At 42.2% G+C, this 23,074-nt stretch carries 26 protein-coding genes and 1 pseudogene; 8 read left to right on the top strand and 19 right to left on the bottom strand.

Features of this window, described 5'->3' with window-relative positions; all coding sequences use genetic code 11:
* The first annotated feature begins 231 nt into the window (after positions 1-231).
* A complete protein-coding gene (locus NST83_RS05515) occupies positions 232-1,500 on the top strand; it encodes an MFS transporter (RefSeq protein ID WP_137061872.1) in 1,269 nt (422 codons plus the stop codon).
* Positions 1,501-1,611: 111 nt separating this feature from the next.
* Here the strand turns inward: NST83_RS05515 and NST83_RS05510 are convergent, their stop codons facing one another.
* Positions 1,612-2,526 carry an EcsC family protein gene (locus NST83_RS05510; RefSeq protein ID WP_342416882.1) on the bottom strand — a complete coding sequence of 305 codons (915 nt, stop codon included), beginning with the start codon at positions 2,524-2,526 and terminating at the stop codon, positions 1,612-1,614.
* 109 nt (positions 2,527-2,635) lie between these two features.
* Between NST83_RS05510 and NST83_RS05505 the strand changes: the two genes are divergently transcribed.
* Positions 2,636-3,109 (top strand): GNAT family N-acetyltransferase, encoded by a 474-nt coding sequence (locus NST83_RS05505; protein WP_342416881.1) that lies wholly within the window; start codon positions 2,636-2,638, stop codon positions 3,107-3,109.
* A gap of 52 nt (positions 3,110-3,161) precedes the next feature.
* On the opposite strand, the gene NST83_RS05500 is transcribed toward NST83_RS05505, so the two are convergent.
* On the bottom strand, positions 3,162-3,590 hold the full coding sequence (locus NST83_RS05500) for an Lrp/AsnC family transcriptional regulator (RefSeq protein ID WP_342416880.1): 429 nt from the start codon (positions 3,588-3,590) through the stop codon (positions 3,162-3,164).
* Positions 3,591-3,751: 161 nt separating this feature from the next.
* Here NST83_RS05500 and NST83_RS05495 point away from each other — a divergent pair, with 161 nt between their 5' ends.
* Positions 3,752-4,507, top strand: coding sequence for an MBL fold metallo-hydrolase (locus tag NST83_RS05495; protein ID WP_342416879.1), 756 nt, complete (start codon positions 3,752-3,754; stop codon positions 4,505-4,507).
* Positions 4,508-4,604: 97 nt separating this feature from the next.
* On the opposite strand, the gene mmsB is transcribed toward NST83_RS05495, so the two are convergent.
* The 8 genes from mmsB to murQ all read right to left on the bottom strand — a co-directional run bounded on the left by mmsB (position 4,605) and on the right by murQ (position 13,711).
* Positions 4,605-5,768 (bottom strand): multiple monosaccharide ABC transporter permease, encoded by a 1,164-nt coding sequence (gene mmsB, locus NST83_RS05490; protein WP_342416878.1) that lies wholly within the window; start codon positions 5,766-5,768, stop codon positions 4,605-4,607.
* Positions 5,752-7,302, bottom strand: coding sequence for a multiple monosaccharide ABC transporter ATP-binding protein (mmsA, locus tag NST83_RS05485; RefSeq protein ID WP_137061866.1), 1,551 nt, complete (start codon positions 7,300-7,302; stop codon positions 5,752-5,754). The genes mmsB and mmsA overlap by 17 nt, the downstream gene beginning before the upstream one ends.
* A gap of 34 nt (positions 7,303-7,336) precedes the next feature.
* Positions 7,337-8,422, bottom strand: a complete 1,086-nt coding sequence (chvE, locus tag NST83_RS05480) for a multiple monosaccharide ABC transporter substrate-binding protein (protein WP_342416877.1) — start codon at positions 8,420-8,422, stop codon at positions 7,337-7,339.
* A 338-nt stretch (positions 8,423-8,760) separates the two neighbouring features.
* On the bottom strand, positions 8,761-8,937 hold the full coding sequence (locus tag NST83_RS05475; RefSeq protein WP_342416876.1) for a GyrI-like domain-containing protein: 177 nt from the start codon (positions 8,935-8,937) through the stop codon (positions 8,761-8,763).
* Positions 8,938-9,385: 448 nt separating this feature from the next.
* Complete coding sequence (locus NST83_RS05470; protein WP_342416875.1) at positions 9,386-10,237, bottom strand: MurR/RpiR family transcriptional regulator; 852 nt, start codon at positions 10,235-10,237, stop codon at positions 9,386-9,388.
* A gap of 61 nt (positions 10,238-10,298) precedes the next feature.
* Entirely contained in the window at positions 10,299-11,351 is a 1,053-nt protein-coding gene (locus NST83_RS05465) for a MupG family TIM beta-alpha barrel fold protein (protein WP_342416874.1), read from the bottom strand.
* A 27-nt stretch (positions 11,352-11,378) separates the two neighbouring features.
* A complete protein-coding gene (locus NST83_RS05460; RefSeq protein ID WP_342416873.1) occupies positions 11,379-12,797 on the bottom strand; it encodes a PTS transporter subunit EIIC in 1,419 nt (472 codons plus the stop codon).
* Between the two features lie 26 nt (positions 12,798-12,823).
* A complete protein-coding gene (murQ, locus tag NST83_RS05455) occupies positions 12,824-13,711 on the bottom strand; it encodes an N-acetylmuramic acid 6-phosphate etherase (protein ID WP_342416872.1) in 888 nt (295 codons plus the stop codon).
* Between the two features lie 220 nt (positions 13,712-13,931).
* Between murQ and NST83_RS05450 the strand changes: the two genes are divergently transcribed.
* Entirely contained in the window at positions 13,932-14,699 is a 768-nt protein-coding gene (locus tag NST83_RS05450) for a DUF418 domain-containing protein (protein ID WP_342416871.1), read from the top strand.
* 552 nt (positions 14,700-15,251) lie between these two features.
* On the opposite strand, the gene NST83_RS05445 is transcribed toward NST83_RS05450, so the two are convergent.
* A complete protein-coding gene (locus NST83_RS05445; RefSeq protein ID WP_342416870.1) occupies positions 15,252-15,455 on the bottom strand; it encodes a helix-turn-helix transcriptional regulator in 204 nt (67 codons plus the stop codon).
* 168 nt (positions 15,456-15,623) lie between these two features.
* On the opposite strand from NST83_RS05445, the pseudogene NST83_RS05440 reads away from it, so the two are divergent.
* A pseudogene (locus NST83_RS05440) lies at positions 15,624-15,836 on the top strand (hypothetical protein); the annotation flags it as partial.
* A gap of 173 nt (positions 15,837-16,009) precedes the next feature.
* Here the strand turns inward: NST83_RS05440 and NST83_RS05435 are convergent.
* The 5 genes from NST83_RS05435 to NST83_RS05415 all read right to left on the bottom strand — a co-directional run bounded on the left by NST83_RS05435 (position 16,010) and on the right by NST83_RS05415 (position 19,173).
* Complete coding sequence (locus NST83_RS05435; protein ID WP_342416869.1) at positions 16,010-16,297, bottom strand: type II toxin-antitoxin system death-on-curing family toxin; 288 nt, start codon at positions 16,295-16,297, stop codon at positions 16,010-16,012.
* 559 nt (positions 16,298-16,856) lie between these two features.
* Complete coding sequence (locus NST83_RS05430) at positions 16,857-17,249, bottom strand: VOC family protein (RefSeq protein ID WP_342416868.1); 393 nt, start codon at positions 17,247-17,249, stop codon at positions 16,857-16,859.
* Between the two features lie 232 nt (positions 17,250-17,481).
* Positions 17,482-17,586 (bottom strand): SEC-C metal-binding domain-containing protein, encoded by a 105-nt coding sequence (locus NST83_RS05425; protein WP_342417881.1) that lies wholly within the window; start codon positions 17,584-17,586, stop codon positions 17,482-17,484.
* A 40-nt stretch (positions 17,587-17,626) separates the two neighbouring features.
* Positions 17,627-18,424 carry a Shedu anti-phage system protein SduA domain-containing protein gene (locus tag NST83_RS05420; RefSeq protein WP_342416867.1) on the bottom strand — a complete coding sequence of 266 codons (798 nt, stop codon included), beginning with the start codon at positions 18,422-18,424 and terminating at the stop codon, positions 17,627-17,629.
* 65 nt (positions 18,425-18,489) lie between these two features.
* The gene (locus NST83_RS05415) at positions 18,490-19,173 is read right to left on the bottom strand and encodes a hypothetical protein (protein ID WP_342416866.1); all 684 of its coding nucleotides are present in this window, start codon (positions 19,171-19,173) and stop codon (positions 18,490-18,492) included.
* A 586-nt stretch (positions 19,174-19,759) separates the two neighbouring features.
* On the opposite strand from NST83_RS05415, the gene NST83_RS05410 reads away from it, so the two are divergent.
* Together NST83_RS05410 and NST83_RS05405 are read left to right on the top strand one after the other, a co-directional pair.
* Positions 19,760-19,939, top strand: a complete 180-nt coding sequence (locus NST83_RS05410; protein ID WP_102998896.1) for a CopG family transcriptional regulator — start codon at positions 19,760-19,762, stop codon at positions 19,937-19,939.
* Positions 19,940-20,077: 138 nt separating this feature from the next.
* Positions 20,078-20,386 carry a DUF6809 family protein gene (locus NST83_RS05405; protein ID WP_342416865.1) on the top strand — a complete coding sequence of 103 codons (309 nt, stop codon included), beginning with the start codon at positions 20,078-20,080 and terminating at the stop codon, positions 20,384-20,386.
* A gap of 385 nt (positions 20,387-20,771) precedes the next feature.
* Here the strand turns inward: NST83_RS05405 and NST83_RS05400 are convergent, their stop codons facing one another.
* The gene (locus tag NST83_RS05400) at positions 20,772-20,897 is read right to left on the bottom strand and encodes a hypothetical protein (RefSeq protein WP_342416864.1); all 126 of its coding nucleotides are present in this window, start codon (positions 20,895-20,897) and stop codon (positions 20,772-20,774) included.
* Positions 20,898-21,117: 220 nt separating this feature from the next.
* Positions 21,118-21,342 (bottom strand): helix-turn-helix transcriptional regulator, encoded by a 225-nt coding sequence (locus NST83_RS05395; protein WP_152378964.1) that lies wholly within the window; start codon positions 21,340-21,342, stop codon positions 21,118-21,120.
* Positions 21,343-21,495: 153 nt separating this feature from the next.
* Here NST83_RS05395 and NST83_RS05390 point away from each other — a divergent pair, with 153 nt between their 5' ends.
* Positions 21,496-21,783 carry a DUF6809 family protein gene (locus tag NST83_RS05390; protein WP_342416863.1) on the top strand — a complete coding sequence of 96 codons (288 nt, stop codon included), beginning with the start codon at positions 21,496-21,498 and terminating at the stop codon, positions 21,781-21,783.
* Positions 21,784-22,080: 297 nt separating this feature from the next.
* On the opposite strand, the gene NST83_RS05385 is transcribed toward NST83_RS05390, so the two are convergent.
* Positions 22,081-22,935, bottom strand: a complete 855-nt coding sequence (locus tag NST83_RS05385; protein WP_342416862.1) for a hypothetical protein — start codon at positions 22,933-22,935, stop codon at positions 22,081-22,083.
* Between the last annotated feature and the right edge of the window lie 139 nt (positions 22,936-23,074).

Here is a 23,074-nt window from a genome sequence, read left to right as displayed (position 1 = left end):
AAGAGCCGCATATACGGACTCTGGAGACACCTTGTTTAGTCTGTTATAGAAAAAATGATTTTAATTTCCATGTGACGTGTAGAAAATCCAACTAAATCAAGCAATTGCGAGTATGCAGCAGGATGGGAAAGAACCACCGAGCAAAGGCGGACTTTATCCCCCTTTCAGCCATTTGCTGCAAACGGATCGCTTCCTATATCTTAAAATATACATACTTAACCGGAGGTTGCCATGACTACTAAAACTGCTGCACAAAATGAAACGAGCCCATCGCTCCCCCTGCCGGGACCTCAAGCGAAGGGCACCGTTTTTGCGATTCTGATTGCCATCAGTTTCGTTCATCTGTTCAACGACTCGATTCAATCGGTCATTCCTGCGATCTTCCCGATCTTAAAAGAATCCATGAACCTCAGCTACACGCAGATCGGCTGGATTTCATTCGCCATCAATTTTACAGCTTCGATCATGCAGCCCGTCATTGGCTTGTTTTCGGACAAAAGACCTACGCCCGCAATCCTTCCGATCGGCATGGGCTTTACGCTGACAGGCATGCTGCTGCTCGCCTATGCTCCCGATTATAAAGCAGTGCTCATCGCGGTCATCTTCGTGGGTTTGGGCTCGGCTGCCTTCCACCCGGAAGGCTCGCGGGTATCCCATATGGCGGCTGGACCCCGCCGGGGGCTGGCTCAGTCCATTTTCCAGGTCGGCGGTAATGCAGGCCAATCGCTGGCCCCCATGCTTACGAGCTGGATTTTTATCCCACTGGGGCAATTTGGCGCCATCTGGTTCACAGGTATTGCTGCGGCCGGGATTGTGGTGCAGTCGTTCATCGCCCGCTGGTATGGTAACGTGCTGCGCACGGAAGGCTATGCACGTAAAAAAGCGGCGGCGCGCCGTATGAAGCCCGAAGTACGCAACCGTATTATGTTTGCCATGGTTGTTCTCATTCTACTGGTATTCGTCCGTTCGTGGTACTCGACCTCGGTCGGCAGCTACTATTCGTTTTACCTGATGGAAGTGTTCAAAATGCCACTGGCTGATGCACAGCTGTACATTTTCCTGTTTCTAGGAGCTGGTGCGCTAGGCACCTTCTTTGGCGGTCCACTGGCAGATCGTTTTGGTAAACGCAATATGATTTTCCTGTCCATGGTATTGGCCGCACCTCTTGCGTTGCTGCTGCCTTACGCCAACCAATTCTGGACGGCTATTCTGCTGCCAATTATCGGATTTATCATGCTGTCGAGCTTCTCCATTACGGTCGTATATGCCCAAATGCTCGTACCCGGCAAAATCGGAACCGTCTCCGGTCTGATCACGGGCCTCGCCTTTGGCCTTGGCGGTGTGGGTGCGCTCGTGCTCGGCAACTGGATCGACAAAGTAGGCATCACGAACATCATGTTCCTGTGCGGCTTTTTGCCGCTGCTCGGTATTTTGACCTTCCTGCTTCCTACAGATAAAACCCTGAACCGCTGGGCGGAAGAAAACGGAGCCGAAGTGTAGCAGGCAAGCGTGTGGCGGCCATCCCGGCCGCTTCACACCTTCGTAATGGCCTAACCTGATTCTCCAAGCAAGCCAAGAAAGGTCCCCCCTCTTGTATCCCGAATCATCCAGTCAGCTCTCTTCTTCCTTTAAACGTATCAAAATACGGCGCTTCCTGTATAGCATTTTACCCGCCTCAGCCACGTCACGAATAGCACTTCGATTGGCAATGGAGCCAAACAAAATGCCCGCAATCGGGACCATCTGGAGCAGCTTTTTCCATCCAAACTGATCGCGGTACGTATTAACTACTTCTCTCCACCCCTGCATCTGGGAAAAGACCTGCGCCTGGCGTGAAGGATCATCAAACAAGGCCAGTTCCTCCAGCACAGCCTTTTTGCCCACAATATCGGATGAAGCGAACTGCATACATTTAATGATAAAGATGCGTTCCTGCTTCTCATCAGGATTGAAGCCGTAGCATAAGGCCATTTCCTGAAGTACTTTGAGCGACAAGCCGAGCAAAATAGGAATATCCGCTGCGATGGTCAATACACCACCAATCCCTGTCGTTGCCCCCTGAGCGGTAGCAAAGGTGACACGGCCTGCTATCATATCGTCAGCGGTCTGATCCATGATCGTCAGAGGTAGCCCAGCCGCCTGCTTCAATCCCCACGTCGGTTCAGGGCTAATGTCCGAATCAGCGTTTTCCCCATCATGAAGCCGATCCTGCGTATCAGAAGTGGAATCCGCGTCATTTTGCCGAATCACGTGTTCACGGGCCGTCTGTTTCAGCTTATTCAGAACCGTTTCTTCTTTCACCAGATATTTACCGCCGTTTTGAATAAAGCTTCCCAACTCGTTAAGCAATTGCTCCAGCTTGTCTTTAATGATTTTAGGTGTCAGCCGATCCAGCAGCATAAAGGGCCATCTGCCGAGCTTTTCCCAGAAAAAAACATCCTTTTGCGCCTTCTCCCACGCCTCAATGGCTTTCAGCTCATGACGCAATAGATCCTGACTTTCACGATATTGTGCAGCCTGCTTCATAGAAGTACACGTCTCCTTTTAACCATGCTTGTTTATGTAACGGGTAATACGTAAGTGAGGTGAGTTCAGGTTTCTTTTTTTTACCTCACAGCCTACTTCTACCGCTGACGTGGAGCTTGTCCCTTACCATTGTGAGCATGATGCCATTTTACATACATTTTATTTGCCTGAGGATCAGCAGCAGTTTACCGGAATGCCGGATGAAATGCTGGCACTGGCCAAGCAAGACCCGCACCGCCATCCTGTCGTGATTACGGCTGCCGGAAGACCGGTTGGATTTTTCATTTTGTACGATGGAGATGAGTTATCGGACTATACGAATACTTCCGAAGCTCTGTTGCTGCGTGCCTTCTCTATTCATTACACAGATCAGGGACAAGGATACGCCAAAAAAGGGCTGCTTCTACTGCCCCCATATATCTCCGAGTATTTCCCACATGTTCGTGAAGTCGTGCTGGGTGTCAACGCCCGTAATCTGCCTGCTCAAAGTCTGTATCTCAAATGCGGCTTTAAAGACGAAGGCGACACCAAGATGGGATCGCACGGCTTGCAGCATATTTTAAAAATGAGCCTGCATAGCTAACCTCTATGCGTCTCTAACAAAAAGCTCCCGGCACCAGCACCGCGAGCTTTTATCATTTTATTTCTCCTAACGAAAAGCTTAGCTTGTAATTGCCGTACTGCGTCAGTTCATCAAGCATGGTATTTAGCTCTTCCTGTGAGGACATGCGCAAGCGCATCCAGTAACAGCCCTCCCCGCTAACCCGATGAATCTCAATAATAGAGGGGTGCTTCCGTGCGAATGCCTGGAAAGCACTATGAACGGTTCCCGAATTCAAAAACACCGTAATAAAGGCATGAATGGTCTGCCCCATTTTTTCAGGGTTCCAGCGTAGCGTGTAGCCCTCGATGATGCCTGCATCCTGCATTTTTCGAACACGCGCTCCTACCGCCTGGCCCGTAAGATGTACAAGCAGACCCATCTCCTTGTGCGATAAAGAGCTGTCCTCAATCAGATGATGAAGGATACGCAGGTCGATCTCATCAGGTACGAATAGTTCCATAGCCATTTTTCCTTTCATGATGAAACGAGAATTCTTGTTTTCCTTTCAGCAGGCCGTAGCCTGTAGCTTCTTGCATCAGATATGATTGTAACAGAAACAAACAACTGCCGAACATATTCGGATAAAAATTAATCTGTCCAACTTAAAAGGAGATTCCAGATATGAAAATCACACTGATCCGCAATGCAACCCTATGGTTAGAATATGGTGGAGTAAAATTCCTGATCGACCCGATGCTGAGCGAGCCTGGCGTAAATCCGCCTATTCCGAATACGGAGAACGACCGTCGCAATCCGTTGGTTCCCTTGCCGCCGCAATGGGAATCGCTCGGACAGCCTGACGTTGTTATCGTTACGCATTTACACCCGGATCACTGGGACCCGGCAGCAGCACAATGGCTGGACAAACAGCTTCCTGTCCTCTGCCAGCCCGGAAATGAAGATCAGATCGCCGCTGACGGTTTTACGCAGGTGACTCCAGTTTGGGTGGTTGGTTCTGTGGGAGAGATTGAGATCATCCGCACAACTGGGCATCATGGTACTGGAGAAATCGGCGAACAGATGGGCCCCGTATCGGGCTTTGTATTCCAAGCTCCGGGCGAGCCTGTTGTCTATTTGGCCGGGGACACTATCTGGTGCAGTGAAGTGGCAGAAGCTCTCGACAAGTACCATCCGGAGTGGACGATTGTGAATGCCGGAGGAGCGCGGTTCACAGTCGGTGATCCAATTACGATGACAGCGCAGGATGTAACGACGGTTGCGCAACACGCCCCCTATACACAAGTAGTGGCTGTCCATATGGAGGCGATCAATCATTGTCTGCTCACTCGAACTGAGCTAACTGAACATATACGCAACGAAGGACTGAGTGAGCGTGTGCACATTCCGGTAGATGGAGAAAGCTTATCTGATAAATAAGCTCCGCTGCCTCAATAACGAACCAACAAGAAACCTCCAGCATCCACATTTCAAGTGGGACTGGAGGTTCCTTTTATACGACAATGGAATATAAAGCTTAAGCTGATCTTTTGTTTTTGTTGTAAATATCAAAGGCTACCGCCAGCAGCAGCACCAAGCCCTTGATACCTTGCTGCCAGTCAATGCCCAGACCGATCAGGGACATGCCGTTATTCAGTACGCCCATGACCAAACCACCGATAATCGCTCCGAAAACCGTTCCGATCCCGCCGGATGCCGAAGCCCCACCGATAAAGCAAGCTGCGATAGCATCCAGCTCAAAGTTCGTACCTGCTCTTGGTGTAGCCGCGTTCAGACGTGCAGCGAAGATCAGACCGGAAATGGCAGCCATCACGCCCATGTTGACGAATACCCAGAACGTTACTTTTTTCGTTTTGACACCGGACAGACCCGCCGCCTTTTCATTCCCGCCCAGCGCATACACATGTCGGCCCATAACCGTGCGGTTCATGACGAAGGAGTATACGACGATCAGAATGAACAGCAATACGAGAATGTTCGGAATCCCCGCATAGCTTGCGAGCATAAAGGTGAACAGATTGATGACAGCAGCCACCACAATCAGCTTGAGTACAAATAGAAACTGTGACGGAACCTCGAAGCCGTATTTAAGCTGGGAACGGCGTTCGCGGAGTTCGTTGACGATAAACCATACCGTGAGCGCGATGCCAACAATGACCGATACCAGGTTATAACCCGAGGAAGCAAAATCAGGCAGGAAGCCTGAACTGATTTTCTGAAAGCCACCCGGAAAAGGAGAGATGGATTGACCTTCCAGTACAATCATCGTCAAGCCACGGAAGAGCAGCATCCCTGCCAACGTCACGATAAAGGCCGGAATCCGCACATAGGCGACCCAGAACCCTTGCCATGCGCCGATCAGCGCTCCGACTACCAAGGCTGCAATCACGGCGATCCACGCCGGAAGCTGCCAATCCACCATCATGATGGCGGCCACTGCCCCGACAAAAGCGGCGATCGAGCCGACAGACAAATCAATATGCCCCGTGATGATGACCAGCACCATCCCGATAGCGAGCACAAGAATGTAGCTGTTTTGCAGAATCAGATTTGTAATATTAATCGGCTTCAACAGCAGGCCGCCCGTCAGCACCTCGAACAGGATCATAATGACGACCAGCGCAATCATCATGCCATATTGGCGGATGTTATTTTTAAATAATTTAGTTATGGTTTCCATGCTTCACGCCTCCCGACTTGGTCATATATCTCATCAATGTTTCCTGCGACGCGTCCTCACGGCTAACCTCTCCCGTAATCCGCCCGGCGTTCATGACGTAAATCCGGTCACACAAGCCCAGTACCTCTGGCAGCTCGGACGAAATAACCAGCACACCCTTGCCTTCGGCGGCAAGTCGATGAATAATCGTATAAATTTCATATTTGGCGCCCACATCAATGCCCCGCGTCGGCTCATCCAGAATCAGAATGTCCGGCCCGGCAAAAATCCATTTGCTCAGTACCACCTTCTGCTGATTGCCACCGCTCAGATTGCCTGTTTTCTGTAAAATGCTCGGCGCTTTGATGTTCATGCTCTTCTTCATTTCCTCTGCAACAACGACTTCCTCCTGCTCATTGACGACAGCGCCCTTCGTCAGCTTGTTCAGGCCGGTCAGCGAAATATTGCGCTTGATATCGTCCATCAGAATAAGGCCATACTCCTTGCGATCCTCGGTTACATAGGCGAAGCCGTTGTTGATCGCGTCTGTTACCGTGTTGTTCTGGATCGGCTTGCCGTCCTTGATCAGTTGCCCGGAGATATTGCGTCCATACGATTTGCCAAAAATACTCATCGCCAGCTCCGTCCGTCCCGCTCCCATCAGCCCGGCAATGCCGACAATTTCGCCACGCCGAATGTTGAGATTCACCTGTTCCAGCACCTTGCGCTCCGCATGATGCTCGTGATACACCGTCCAATCCTTCACTTCCAAAATGACCTTGCCAATTTCCGCATGGCGCTCCGGGTAACGGCTGGTCAGATCACGTCCAACCATCCCGCTAATAATCCGGTCCTCTGTGACCTGATCTTTTTTCATATCCAGCGTCTCAATCGTCTTCCCGTCCCGCAAAATCGTGATCGAATCAGATACCTTGGCGACCTCATTCAGCTTGTGGGAGATGAGAATGCAGGAAATGCCTTGTCTTTTAAATTCAAGCATCAAATTTAGCAGGTTTTCGCTGTCGTCCTCATTCAACGCCGCTGTCGGCTCATCGAGAATGAGCAGCTTCACCTTTTTAGAGAGCGCTTTCGCAATTTCAACCAGTTGCTGCTTCCCGACCCCGATGTTCGTAACTAATGTATTGGGATTTTCGCTCAGACCCACCTTGGACAGCAGCTCGCGTGTGCCCACAAAAGTCTCTTTCCAATCAATCACGCCGCCGCTGGCGCGTTCATTGCCCAGATAAATATTTTCCGCAATCGAGAGATACGGGATCAGCGCCAGCTCCTGATGGATAATGACAATACCCAATTCCTCGCTCTGCTTGATGTCCTTGAACTCGCATGTTTTACCCTGGAAAATAATATCCCCTTCGTAGGTTCCATGCGGATATACACCACTGAGTACCTTCATCAGCGTCGATTTGCCCGCACCGTTCTCACCACACAGGGAATGGATTTCGCCTTCCTTGACCTTGAGGTTTACATTTTCCAACGCCTTCACGCCAGGAAAGGTCTTGGTAATTCCCTTCATTTCCAAAATGATTCCAGTCATGGGGTACACTCCTTTCGGTTTGAATAGCCTGCTCTTATTTCAGTCCGATTTGCTCCTTGGTGTAATAATGACTCCCCACAATATCCTTCTCGACATTCGTCCGATCCACCGAGATCGGGTCAAGCAAATAAGCAGGAACTACCTTTATTCCGTTGTTATATGATTTGGCATCATTCACTTCTGCTTGCTTGCCCTGTAAAATGCTGTTGGCCATCACAACCGTCTGCTCAGCCAGCTTGCGAGTATCCTTGAATATAGTTTGCGTCTGCTCCCCGGCCACAATCGACTTGATCGAAGCCAGCTCCGCATCCTGCCCCGTAATGATCGGCAGCGGCTTGTTCGCTGATCCGTAGCCAACCCCTTTGAGGGATGAAATAATACCGATGCTAATCCCATCATACGGGGATAACACCGCGTCCAGATTGGCTCCCGAATAGTAGGCACTCAGCAGATTATCCATCCGCGACTGGGCCAAAGCTCCGTCCCACCGCAGCGTAGCAATCTGTGCCATCGTCATTTGCTTGCTGCGTACGACCAATTTGCCCGAATCAATGTATGGCTTGAGGACGGACATCGCGCCGTTAAAGAAAAAGTATGCGTTATTATCATCCGGCGAACCGCCAAACAGCTCCACATTGAAGGGGCCTTTGCCTTCCTTGAGTCCCAGCTTTTTCTCAATATATGACGCCTGTAGCACGCCCACCTTAAAGTTGTCGAAGGTCGCATAATACGTCAGATACGGCGTGTTCCGAATCAGACGGTCATAGGAAATAACCTGAATCCCCCGGTCGTGCGCCTTCTTGATCACATCTGTTAGTGTATTCCCGTCCACGGATGCAACCACCATGACATTCACGCCCTTGGTAATCATATTTTCAATTTGGGCAATCTGGTTTTCCACCACGTCCTCGGCATACTGTAAATCTGTTTTATAGCCTTGCTCCTGAAACAGCCGGACCATATTCTCTCCGTCCCCTACCCAACGCTCGGACGATTTGGTCGGCATGGAAATGCCCACATAGCCTTTTTCCTTGCTGCCCGTTCCACTCTCTGCCAAATTACAGGCTGAAAGCATCAAGGCCAAAACCAGAAGCCAGACGACAACAGCTCCTTTTTTCATATGAAGCTCCCCTTTCCTCATGTGATGCGGGTCATTTAGTGCTGATTAGAGTAGATATTAGATAGCGCTTACAATAGAGTGGCGATGAACGCCTCTCCTTTTTTTATGTGCAACCACATGGTATCATTCCAAGCCGGGAAAGGTCTTTGCTCGTTTTGAACTTTTTTTATAAAATTTTAACCTTTGTGTGGGGGGACGGGATTGGATTTGAGGAGAATGGAGATTATCGGGAGATCGCTCATATATTTTGAAAACACAAAAAGACTTTAGCCTTCTTACGATTGGCAAAGTCTCAATTTGTAGAATCATTAAATCCGCTATCTAAAGAGTTCACACTTTTATTGACAATTCATCAATCTTTCATCCCAAATTTCAAAATCATAATCCTTTGGTTCATTTCCAGTTTCTCTAATCCATTGGCCATATACATAGTCATACGAACGACTGAGTTCAGATTCAAGTCCCTTATGTGTGTAAGTAACATACTTACTTTCAGTGACAGCATGACTTACCATATTTAATGGAACATCGCCTTGTGTTTACTTACTTCATAACAAAGAATATGTGTAAACCTATCCATCTGGGATTAAAATCGGGCTTCATTAGGATAAATCTGCATTAAAATCACATTCTCATTTTTCTTGTTTTGAATTTCGTCTTTTCTTTCAAATAGCAAATGATAAATGTTCTTACCTAGACCAGACTCAAACTCTTTAATATCTGCTTCAATTTTGTAACCTACAACATGAAAAGGGGTAGTGTTATTACTTTAGCTTCCAGAAAATCTCCTCCATTCAAAATGTCTGTTGTAGTAAGTACATATAACGTAATATTCACGAAGTTCGCAAATATAAGGAATACCATTGATTATACTATTAAATGGAAGAATAGTTCGATCTCCTTAAAGCACTTTACAAAAAAAAAGCTTCCCCCATACTCTGGAAGAAGCTTCTAATCAAAACATTAATCATACAAAACCTCAATCATTTTCCTTGTCTTCGCTAGCTGCTCCACAGTAAAATCATGCTGAGCAGAAGCATATGCGCTAAAGACAATATCGAGCACAAATAATTGAGCAAATCTAGAGCTTGTTGCCGCACTACGAAGCTGTGCTTCTGGCGCACGTGATGTAAATAAAGAAACATCGGCAAGCTGAGAGAGCTTGTTATTACCAGGACGAGTGAGGCTAATTGTTTTTATCCCCTGTTCCTTAGCTCGCTTTATTAATTGAATAACCTCTCTCGTCTCACCGCTGTACGAAATTCCCCAGAAGACGGCGTTTTCTGATTTCGTAGCCATGGACGCTGCTAATAAATGACGATCTGAAATCGCATATACATTTTTACCAAGCCGAATCCATTTTTGTGCTGCATCTTCTGCAATAATAAAAGAGGCACCTATCCCATAAACATAAATAACTTCTGCCTGCTGTAACAGGCTCACTGCCTGCTCAATAGATTGCGCGTCCAGTTGACTGGCCGTATTCTGAAAGGTCAGTATTGTGTTCGACAACATTTTATCAATGATAGAATGCACCGTTTCATTCGATTCAACATCAAAGTAGCCAACATACTGCGTATTTTCTACTTCCGCTGATAAACGAATTTTCAGAGCAGGGAAACCATCTATTCCCAGCGACCTGCAAAAACGAACTACCGCCGCACTACTTGCCTCCGATTTCGTCGCTAACTCATGTATGGTCATATGCAGCACTTCTTTAGCATTGGCAAGAATGTACTCAGCTACTTTTTTTTCGGATTCTGGCAGTTCATTTAATACTAGTTCAATTTGAGAAATCATATTTCCTACTACCAAGTCTTTATCTCCTCTACTTAATCTATTTTACTTATTATAACAAAATAGACGGGAGTAATCATTAAGTAGCAGTTGTAAAGGAAAATCGGCTTCCGCCTTTTCTAACGTAGTCTAATAGCGGAATGTCTTCTTCTATCACATGACCAATCACATTAACGCCCTCATGTGCCGACAGATCCGTTAATGTGATCTGTAACTCATGTTCATAGCGGCCATACAAATAATTATCGACCGTAATCGATCCTTTTGGTCGCTTGTTCGTATGCATAGGCGCAATATTTTTTGTCATTACAAAACGTTCTTCATCTGTTCGTGCAGTTTCTGAGCGAACCACATCACGAGCAGCGTCAAGGCGATTCCGATGGACAATATCCCATAAGGCATAAGGCAGTTCCTTGGTTACCCGCAAAAGAATAATTCCTTCTTGATAACTTTGAAATTGAAGCTGAGACCATTCTGAAAGTGTTAAGTCTCCAACAAAAATTTTGTCCACGGCACAATCCTTCTCTAATTCCAAGTAAGCTAGAAAAGAAGATTGATTCCGATGCTTCTCTAATGTAGGCAAGCTTTCAAATAATGGTTTTCTCTTCAGCCCGTCTCCAGGAATAAAGGCCATTGTCGTAATGCCTTCAGCTTGCAACCATCTGTTCTTCTCTTTAAACGTTTCTTTATCAAGCCCAGTTTCCGGGCGGGGATAATAATTATGCCAAGCTTCAATATTATCAAGACAAATATGATGATCTTTTAATGTAGCTAAGAACTCTGGTGTTAATGTGCTAGCGTTTAAGGCAATTTTCATTATTTGCGAGTAGGCAGCAATATCATGGGCGCTAAATCCAAAATCCAACCGCAAACCTGTAACACCCGATTCCAATAAAAAGCGAAAAGAAAATTTCTCCAATGCTTTCCCAGAAATATCTGCCATCAAGTCCATTTCTAATTGTTTGGCAGCGTTTGTGATTTCCAGCAATTTCTCCTTCAATAGTTCTATATCATCTTCTGGCATATGAAGGGATGTGAATATTTCTGTACAACCTGCTTCCTTCATTTTTTTCATATAATTGATGTTTTCTACTAACGTCCGGTCCGCTACAAAAATTGAAATCCCCAACATTCGAATCACCTCAATACTTCTGATCAGTTATTCCTGTTCTGCCATAGCCTCTTTTGGTGTACCGAATAAATAAGTAGCTATAAAACCACCAGCATAAGCTGCAATTAACCCTATTACATATTTCAACCATAATCCATTCGCAATCAATGGAATTAACGCAACTCCAGATGGCCCAATAGCAATCGCTCCAACGTTACCATATAAACCAATGACCGCACCACCAATACCTCCGCCAATACAAGCTGTAATGAAAGGACGTCCTAGCGGTAAAGTAACCCCATAGATCAATGGCTCCCCGATTCCTAGAATACCAACTGGAAGCGCACCTTTAATCATGTTTGTTAATGATTTATTCTTCTTGCAACGAATCCATAATGCAATGGATGCCCCTACTTGACCGGCACCAGCCATAGCAAGCATCGGAAGTAATAACGTCATCCCTGAGCTATTGATCATCTCAATATGAATCGGCGTCAATACCTGATGCAGCCCTAACATAACAAGTGGTAAAAACGCTGTCCCTAATACAAAACCTGAGAATGCACCACCAACTTCTATCGTCCAGTTAATCGCTCCGATTAAGTTATTAGAAATAAATCCAGCAAATGGCATGATGAAAAATATAGTTATCAGCCCCACGACTAGTAAGGCTATTGTAGGCGTAACGATAATATCAACGGCATCTGGAATAACTTTACGCAAATATTTTTCAACGATTGATAAAATCCATACTGCGATTAGAACACCAATAACTCCTCCTTGCCCAGGCGTTAAAGGCGCACCCGTAAATATATTATTAATGGACAAGTCAGCTGTAACACCTGTTAAAAGCGTTACCCCACCGATCACTCCACCAAGCGCAGGAGTAGCTCCAAATTCTTTAGCTGCATTAATGCCGACATAGATCACTAAGTAACTAAAAATCGCATTTTTAATTACATTTAATATCGTTACATATTGCTGCCAAGTTGTGGCGTCTAAGTTGCCTGCTGTAATATTGTTCGCTAGAATCGAGCCAATACCCGCAATTAAACCAGCTCCAACGAATGCAGGAATTAGGGGGATAAAAATATTTCCTATTTTCCGCAAAAAGTTTTTGAACGGTGTATCATTTTTCTTTTTGAGTTGTGCTTTCATTTCTGCGCCTTTTGCTTGTAATTGTTCAGCCGAAGCTGAACTTTTACCCTCTGAGACACTTCCTTCTAACACTTCACCAAATTCTTCAGCTACTTTGGTCACGACCCCTGGTCCGAGAATGATTTGATACGTTTCATCATCCACTACACCTAGAACCCCATCAATCTTCTTCAATTCCGCTTCAGCGATTCGACTGCGATCAACTACAGTTACACGAAGACGAGTCATGCAATGAGTATATTCGGATACATTTGAACTGCCACCAATAGCCCCTAATATTTTGACCGCTAAATCATGATATTTACTCATGTTTATGCCCCCTTCTTACTTTCGCATTATTTTATCGCTTGACGTACAAACCCTTGTGATTCCTCCAAACGTTGTACAGCTTCTTCTTTCGAAAGCCCGGCAAGAAGCATCACAATTGCAATTTTCGGTTTATGATCTGCCTTTTTCAAATAATCTTCTGCTGTTTCAGCACCACAATCTGTCGCATCCATAACAATACGTTTAGCACGTTCTACAAGTTTTTCATTAGTTAACTGTACATCTACCATTAAATTCCCATATACTTTCCCCGTGCCAATCATCGAAGCTGTGGAAAGCATATTGCAAATTAATTTTTGAGAGCTCCCAGCTTTTAAACGTGTTGAGCCAGTTAACACTTCCGGTCCGTTCACGACTTCAATCGCAATCTTGGCAACTTTACCAATCGCTGAATCTTTGTTGCAACTCACGGCTACGGTAGGCGCTCCAATAGAATTGGCATATTCTAATCCACCGATAACATAAGGCGTGCGTCCGCTAGCGGCAATTCCTACAACAACATCTTTGGCTGTTAGCTTAATATCTTGTAAATCTTGCGCCCCTAATTGTTCATTGTCCTCTGCACCTTCGACCGCTTTAATAAACGCTCTCTCTCCTCCAGCAATTAGTCCAACTACCTCTTCAGGTGCTGTTCCAAAGGTTGGTGGACATTCAACCGCATCTAGCAAGCCGATACGTCCACTTGTTCCAGCCCCCATGTAAATTAAGCGTCCACCTTGTTTGAGCACCATTGTTATTACTTCAACAGCTTTGGCAATTTGCGGAATTTCTTGCTTAACCGCCTGTGCGACCTTTTGGTCTTCTTCATTCATCACTTCCAAAAGTTCAAGAGGTGTTAATTCATCCAAGTTCATTGTCTTCTTATTGCGAGTCTCTGTTGTCAAATGCTCTAACATGATTTTTATCATCATCCTTTTCCGTATATGAAATCGCTTTCTAATCGAATGATAACATTACTGAAATATTTTTTCAACATTATTTAGTTTTACTTAAAACAAAATGTCAAAATTCTGAAATGAATTTTTTGCGAAAGAATCTATTTTTTCATTCCTATTTGGAGTAGGTCTATACATTTCCTCAAGAGCCGAAAGCCGGGGAGATAAACCAAGATGGCGTATGGCTAGACGTTTACTAATCCTCTTGCTGCTGGGAATCATTCATGTGTTTATCTTTTGGGGAACCATTCTACCCGTATACGCGATTATCGGATTGTTTCTAATCCCTTTTTATCACACAACGGTTTCTACACTTAAAAAGTGGCTTATTGGTATGACATCCATTTACATCATTTCCTTGGTGGTAAAAATATTTTTACCCTCTCTAGGGGAAATATCCTCTATCCTTGATATTTTTTCTAATGACGCTTTACAAATTTTTATTATGTTTTTAGCTGGTTTTTTAACCGCGAAGTCAGGTTGGCTGACACACACAAAAGAATTATCTAAACCAATTAGATGGATTCAAATGGTATCATTTCTTTTATTCGTTGGTTTCTCACTATGGATTTCGAATGCTTCTCAAAGTGGGAGCAGCAATGTAAATTCAGTTACGGGCTTAGGATCACTTCCAACCACTTTGTTTTACTTAACAACATTATTTCTACTATTAGAAAATAAACACATTGTGAAATTCCTGACACCCATATCACGGGTTGGTCAAATGGCATTTACAAATTATGTAGCACAAAGCATTATAGGGACGGCAACCATTTCAATTATAGGTTTCGAAGTCGTTTCACCAAAAGATATTCTCTACATCGCAGTTCTGATCTATATTATTCAAATCATTTTTAGCACCATCTCGTTCAAGTTCTTTTCCATGGGACCCTTAGAAAAGGTTTGGCGTTTGATGACATATGGAACAAAGCATGCAATAAAACGATAAAAGGCTCCTGCTAGCTTATTACCTAACACTTGAAAGTGTTTAAAGGTTGCTCTTCTATACTCGTTTTCTATGTAGGACAAATTTCTGATATCAGCATCGCTTGGAAATATAGACAACATATTTGCTATCATTGCCAAGGCAACTCCCTTTCTGTGGTGTTTAGGGTGTACTGCTATGCAGGATAGACATTTTGCAAATTTACTATAGTGCTCAATCGGAAGTTTTCTTTAGTCTTACATCTATGGGTATAAAAAGAAAAAAGAGTCTGAACGATAAGGATTTCTTCTTTATCGCTCAGACTCTTTACCTAATTAAATATCCTATTACTTTCCAGATAAGAAAGTTAAATTCAGTAACTTCTACTAGAATTGTTTCACACGAACATCCCATCAATGACAGGTACGTGTGGGTCAAATAAACTTCAGCTAATCCTATTAGATAAAAAGACTATATAGCAGACCCAGGCTCCGACGGAGCCACAGCTTGAATATTTATGTTACACGACGGAATCACTGCTTCGATCAACCAAAATTCTTCCTTGATCTTGATCTGTCATTGCTCTGCTATGTGTTCCAATAAATCTCCTGGTTGACAACCTAAAGCCGTACATAATTTATCAATTACCTCTAATGACACATATTCACTCGTATTGAGCTTCGCCATTGTAGCAGACGAAATCCCTGTCATTTTAAGTAAGTCCTGCTTCTTAATTTCCCTGTCGATCAATAATTTTTGAAAAGGTTTGTAACTAATCATCTGTTATTCCTTTCACACATGAAGTTAATTTTCTTTAATTATATGAAAGTATATTTTCTTTATCAAAAACATCTTCAACATGTATTGACTTATATGTTCGTTATGATAAAATTTTATTCAATTAGTTAAACTTTTATTCACAAAATTAAATCAATGTGGTGTTCAAATATGCATAATTCTTTAGAAGTCTTACTCGATTCACTGATACGTAATCGAATTGAATCTTTATATGGCGAGCTTATCAAAAACAACTCCAGCTACAACCAGTTCTCATCCGAACGGAATCTTTTCTTCAAGCAGTTACATGAACTACTACCAGAGGATATACAAAAGACTCTATTCCTTTTTGATGATGCAGACCTTTCTGTTCAAGCTATTTTATAGCGTGAAATCTATTTGCAAGGTTTTAAAGATGCTCTCCATCTTACATAACGAAATTCCTCGGCCAAACCAAGGGCATAGCCCGATGCGTGAATATTATGTTAGATGATGTATCGGCCTTCTTTGAGTTGCCTACAAATATCCTCTATTAAGCAAAGAACATCAAGCACTTTCTATACTCGATGTTCTTCTATCCATTGTTCAATATTCTCTTCTTTAATTGTTCCTTCTGCCGTTTTTAATCCTAATTCAATTAGTTCTTTCTGTTCATATTTTATTGACAATCCATTTAAACGTAATAAAAATAAAATTGTCGCTACACCTATACGTTTATTCCCGTCAATAAATCCATGATTCTTTATTAACGCGTATCCAATTACAGATATTTTCCTTATCGTACCTTCGTAAAGCTCCTGTCCATCGAAGGTTGCTTCTGCTTTTCGTAATGCACTTTCAATCATTCCATGATCCCAACCGAACCACCTGTTGCCTTTACAATCTTAGTATGGAATTGAATAATTTGTTCTAAACTGATATTCTTCATTTGGCTAATTCCCTAAGTGCTTCAGCGTTTTCATTTATAATATCGTCCATTAGTGACTCCATTTGCTGATTACTTCGGTTCTTTAGAAATTCGATAAAATCAATCACACATACCTCCTGCACTTCTTTGTTTTCATTATACACCAAAGCATGATGGGACTTAACATTCGCCTTTAATGTTTTTATGGGGTTGCCGATATTTCACCTAACGTTATTGTATTCACGAACCCTCACTGGCTTAAGGGGCGTTAGCCCCGGGTCCGACGGACTTAGCCAGAGCAGGGTTGTCTGCTGTTTCCGCTCCCTCGAAATACCTCTGCAGACCAAGGACCCGTTAGGGTCCGTAGCGTGAGTACGGTGTTAGCTAAAGTCGTCGCTTCTTCGATTAAACTATCGAATCTATTAGAACATTACTAACAACTTACAATAACAATATAAACCAAACTTTAGATTATTCTCAAAAATGGAATGATATATTTACACAGTTATATACCAATACACACCATATTTATCTACTACCTCTGCACAACAAGAACTCCATGGAAGAGACCCTATAGGTAATAGCACCTTTCCTCCTTCTGCTAAAATAGAATATGCTTTCCTTACTTCTTCTTCGTTGTCAAAATTAATACTATAACTCATAGTCGGTCGCGACTCTTTTAATGATGATGACAACATAACATTAACAAATGCATCATTTGGGGACTCACTTACGGCAAATACTTCATGTCCATCTTTAAGTAACTCCGCATGTATGAACGTTCCATCTGGAAATTTCTCATTATATCCCAAATTCATTCCAAAAGCATCCTTGTAAAACTCCACGGCATCAACTGTATTCTTAATGTATAACGTTGCTCCCAGTTTCATATCTACACTCCTTGTATGATTTTATTAATTTTCACAACGAATTATCGAACAATAACTGCTTAAGCTATTTAAAAGTTTTTCGACGATTTCAGCTAACGTTTCTGTATTCACGAACCCCGTCAGGGGTTGTCTGCTGAAATGCCTCTCTGAAATCCATCCCGCAGACCCAGGCTCCGACGGAGCCGCAGCCTGAATATTATGTTAAGTGAAGTTCTAATCTACCCTGAATAACTCAAACAACATCATTTGTTTTTTCAAAATTAATCTCATTTATTCCTAAGCAACATTTTTTATACTTCTTACCACTACCGTAGAAACATGGATCATTCCTACCGATATCTTCACCTTCACACCCTCCTTTTAGAAAAGTTTTGAGACTAATATGTTGACTTACCTATAGTGTCCACAGCATAGTCGTATAGATTGTCATAATGAAGTAGATTAATCTTCTCATTTTCTCTTTTATTTCTTTTAATCCAATAAGTGTTATCGTTAAAATGGCTACGTCTCCCGGCGACAACAACGTAATGAATACGGGTTATATCTGGTTTAATAAATTCTCGGGGAAGATCTATTTTGGGGTTTTTATACTTTAAAAATGTTTCTTCAAGTGTCATGAAATTGGGAATAAGATACCTTTTCCAATCGTCAATCTGTTTTATCCCTTTACGAAATGCACTGCCTAAATCTCCACATTTCGTTGTAATATCCTTATAAGGATGTTCAAGTTCAACGAGTATAAATTCATAACCACCCGAATTTTTTCCAATCAATAGATAGTCTACACGATAAGTATTTCCAAACATAAACTCTGGAATTACATATGCTTCGTGGTGTCCAAAATTATAATCTTTAAACAAAGAAGCAATAATAAAATAAGTTCTACTTTGCTTAATAAATTTCATAATGGATAATTCGTTTGCTTTTGGGTTGTTTATTTCAAGTAGGTACTGTTCAGTTATATTTTGTAGTCTAACTTCGTCTCGTAACTCCACAACATCTAAATAGTGATTCGGAAATAAGCTTAAATAATGACGTATTGCTTTCGGATATTTCAAGAAAAGATTTCGCTTCCGTAGGTTTCCTAGACCAGTTTTCTCTTGTTCCTTCATATCTTCCCATATTAATCTTTCTTCATCAGTAATTGTTGTATAGTTTCGTTCATATAGTGACATACACATCCTCCTATAAGTAAACACACGCACTTATCCGTAATTCCCAAATATTAATCGTTCTTGATTTAAAACCCAATAAGAGATTTAAATGGCGTATAGCCCGTGACTATTGTAACGATTGAACTAACGAAACCAATGATGCCAATAAGAAATGAAAGTAACTTTACAAAGAAGTTATTTGATATTACATTGTACGTCCTATACTTGATTAATCCAGACCAATACATCAGTGAAATTGGGCTCGTTACGATAAACCGAACACCTTCGCGCAACCAAATAAGTGGATTTTTCGAATCCTTTTTTACTTCATCTAAAGCATCACTAATTGCACCTACATATGTAAGAAGTGCGTCATCAACCATACTAATTGATTCAATAACCCAACGTTTTTCAAAGCTTAGTCCGTAGCTGCCCGCCGCTCTTTGAAAGTTATCTTTTATTTCTCTTATCCCATTTACGACCAGTTGATAATTGTTGTACATATAATTAGCGAAAGGGGGCTTATAAGAGGCTACTCCGTAACTCCCCATCATTGTTTGCATTTTGGATGAATTCATCATTAACCATTGGTATTTTTCGGAATCAAAGAGTTCTTGCTGAACAAGTTGAGAGCCAAACTCTCTGAAGTTATTAAGGAAATCAATTGAGAAATTTTTCTTCTTTAACACATGAAAATAATTGAAGGTACTTCGAACTAATCCAATACAGAAAATAATTATGAAGACAATAAACAATATCCAATTATTCAAACAAACAACTCCCTTTCCAGGTGACGTTCTCTGTATTATCATACCATATATTGTTATACTATAGTGTGGGAGTCTCATATCGCGGTGGGTCATATGATCTATTGGTGATAGTCTGCGTAATACGCATCCGTGATTCATTTAATCATTTGAGAATGTTATTCATAAATGTAATTTATTATTAAATTCATTACCACAAGGAGGATTATTGTACCCTGAAATCTTAAAAACTTTTGACGCCAATTGGTGAAGGTATATCATCCAATATACATTCAATAGGAGATACATTGGTCATATCAATGTTTCTGGTCTTGTGATGCCTAAAAAGATATATAAAAAGACAGGTACTCATGGAATGGAACATGCCACATATTTCGTCAAAGAACAGAAACATGGGTATTAGGGGCCTGTCGTCTAACAAGCGTATTTGGATACCCAAATTCAGTGCTTGCTTCAACACGAGACAGCAGTTTCGTGTGAAAGATGCCTAACCTGCCGAGGGAAAAGGAATGAGTAGTTCAACATATGGATTGACTTTTCGTGTCCACAATAATATGATTATTGTGGACACGAAAAGTGGGGTGAAGCGATGTCGTCCAAAAAGATGGGGCGTCCTCCATCTGACAATCCCAAAAGCGAAACGATTAAGATACGTGTCGATCAGACTATCTTGAGTAAGCTTGATGCTTGCACCGAGAAGTTGAGTACGACCCGTTCGGATATCGTGCGTAAAGGGATTGAGAAGGTGTATGACGATCTCCAAAAATAAAGAAGGAAGCAGCGTGAGTCCCGAAAAGAACATCGCTACTTCCTAAGCGCAATCGCTTAATAAGCAGACTGCATAAATATCCTACCATGTGCAGGAATCTCATTCAAGCGATGCGATTACATTTATGGGAGGATGAACATGAAATCTATTCTGGAAGCTCTTTACCACGGACAGCTTCATCCCGATGAGACAATTGTACCGTCTCATCCTGAATATCGACAGTTAGGCCGACAAATCGTAGCTATGACGGAGCAATGGAGAAACAGACTTGGCGAAGAAGAATTTCGTGAGCTTGAGGAGTTTTTCGACTTGTGTGACATGTCTGACGGAATGCACGTCGAAGCCGCATTTATTCATGGGTTCAGGCTTGGGGCCAACATGATGATCGAGGTCATGAGCAAACGCGAGGAGTTTGTTCCGAATGCAACTTCGGGCTTGTCATTATGACGAAAATAGCGACAAGATGACTTTTATGTATTAAGGAAGAACAAGCTGTTTGCTTACACCAAGCTTGTCATCCAGCATGATGTGTTACGCGGAGGAATATAGTGCGGCGATTAATTGTTAACTGCAAGAGAGTTATATAAAAATCGGTAACTAGGACAGAAACAGCAATTTTCATCAGGAGAAGCAAACAGGGGAACACAAACCTTCAGGCCACTGAACGAGAGAATGGATGGCTGTTAAAAGCTGGACGTCGCACGTCTTTTTCCATCAGATTTAGGCAGCGGGGGGGCGAATGTATTGCGTTACAGCAAGCACTTAATTTAATCTTCAAAGTCCGCATATCAGGGGCGTAGCCCCTGATATCTAGTGCTTGCACAGATGCATCTCATTTCACATGTCTACTTTCAGAAAAATCATCTATAAATTCTTTATGATTTATCCCTTCAGAACAAAAAATTTCGAACTTCACAAGTTGATTCGGAAAGATTTGTTGTACTCCTTGCCACTTCACGATTAATCCCCCTGCAGACGTTTTGGGTTGGTTGTATTATATCATTTATTTGGTTTAATGGTATCCAATAGAATTTCACATAACGTTCCTGTATTCATGAACCCCGAAGGGTTGTCTGCTGAAATTCCTCCCCGAAATCCATCCGCAGACCAAGGCTCCAAAGGAGCCGAAGCTTGAATATTATGTTATACGATGGAATCACTTCTCGAATCTGCCTTCACTATTGGTTTTCTTTGGGTACATACTCAATTAAATCTGATAATTTGCAGTTAAATGTGTCGCATAGCTTGAATAAGGTTTCCAGCTTTGTTGTTTCTATATTCGTTCCCCTATACAACTTGTTGATTGAATTCCGACTTAAGCCCGATTTCGCCATCAATTCTGTTATATCATCTATTCGATGTTCTGCCATGAGTTCTCGTATATTGCACTTGATTACGTTCATCTTTTCCCCTCCATAATTCTATCTTATCTTCCATATTAGCAATCATCAACGAAAAGCGAAGTTTTAACTCTATAAAGTCAAATATTCATCTTTCAATTAACTTTATAAGGTTATATAATAACTCTATAAAGTTAACTTGAGGAGGAATAACATATGATTAATACATTAGAATCATTAACAGATCCGCTTATAAGAATACGTTTAGAATTACTATATACTGAGCTTCTGGAGTGTCATAAGGAGTACACTCAGCTTTCTTCGGAGACAGATCAATATTTTAAAACGCTTCGTGATGCTTTGCCCGATCAACTTCAACATACGGTTTTTCTTTACGAAGACGCCCAAATTTCTCTCCAATCCATCCTAGAAAGAAGTATCTACATACAAGGTTTCAAAGATGCTCTACAACTATTTAGTGAATTACAAAATTCTAGTATTTAGAGGGCCATATGACCCTCTTTTTCTATTGTTTTTGATTCTGTCGTATAACGTTCTTGTATTCACGAACCCCAGAGCCTTAAAGGAACGTAGCGACTGGGTCAGAGACTTAGGCTCGCAGAATTAATTGCCCGATCCCGCTTCCTCGCTGCTTAACTCCTGGCGATCCACAAGGTGCCTCATGGCCTCGCAACGTGAATATTTTGTTATACGATGTTATTGCCATCCTTGAATAGTCCAAACTATAAAAAAAAGATGTACTTTAATGATAGAAGTACATCTAGGAATAGTTACTTAAATTCAGAGCGTATGGAGGAATACTGGTAAATACTGATCATCTACTCTAAAATGAGTATTCCTATTGATTAACATATGAACCGAATCATCTCTTTTTACTACTTCTCCGACACAACTGAAATAAAATTTCAGGTTGCTCTTATCTACTATCTCTTTTAGTTGCTTGAGTAATTCCAAAAAGTTTACTGGTGAATTAGTAAAGAAAAACTCTTCAAAGTAAATATTACAGTGTCTTTGTCCATTTGAAACTTTAAAAACTACCCGTTCATCGTCTATTTCAATCTGTTCTATTGTCGCATCTTCTAGACTACGAGTAAAACCAATATCATCATTATTTAAGAGCGTTAAATTTCTCCTTCTAACAGGTGGTGCTTTATAACCACCTTCACCCTCCTGTAGCACAGCATCAGGACCAGTTGTTGGATTAATATTAATATTACTTGTTGCGGGCAAAGATGTATCTACATTAGTTCTTTTTTTCTTAGTTTTTTTATTCCCCTGATGCAATTGCCCTTCATTTTCTTTCTGCTTTCTTTTACGTTTTATTTCATTAAGGATATTTGAGATATGTTTATCCGTGAGAGCCATTGTAGCAGTCGCTGAGTTTTTATTGCCCTGAGCAACCTTCTCTCTTTCAAAGTAATCCAGACAATCTTGAATATGATTATGTTTAGGCCAAGTTTTAAAATGCTCCTTGCGTTTGCCTTTAGGTACGTACTCAAGCTTTGCAGGACAGTTTTCGAACACACAAAATAAATTATTCCTCGCAACTTCAAACTCGGGATGAGATTCAAATGTATTAATAAGTACCAATTCTTCGTTTTCTTCATTTCTATAGATCGCTTCGTATATAGGCACTTCAAGCACCCCCAAATAATGGATATATAATTTTATTATATTTTATCCGACATTCTCTATCAATATTAAAATTTTTAAATATATTTTGTCGGTTCTTTGGTCAATGCAAGAATTTCGTATAACGTTCCTGTATTCACGC

Source organism: Paenibacillus sp. FSL R10-2782, from assembly GCF_038592985.1.
Lineage (GTDB): Bacteria > Bacillota > Bacilli > Paenibacillales > Paenibacillaceae > Paenibacillus > Paenibacillus terrae_C.
This window is presented reverse-complemented; position numbering and strand designations above follow the sequence as displayed.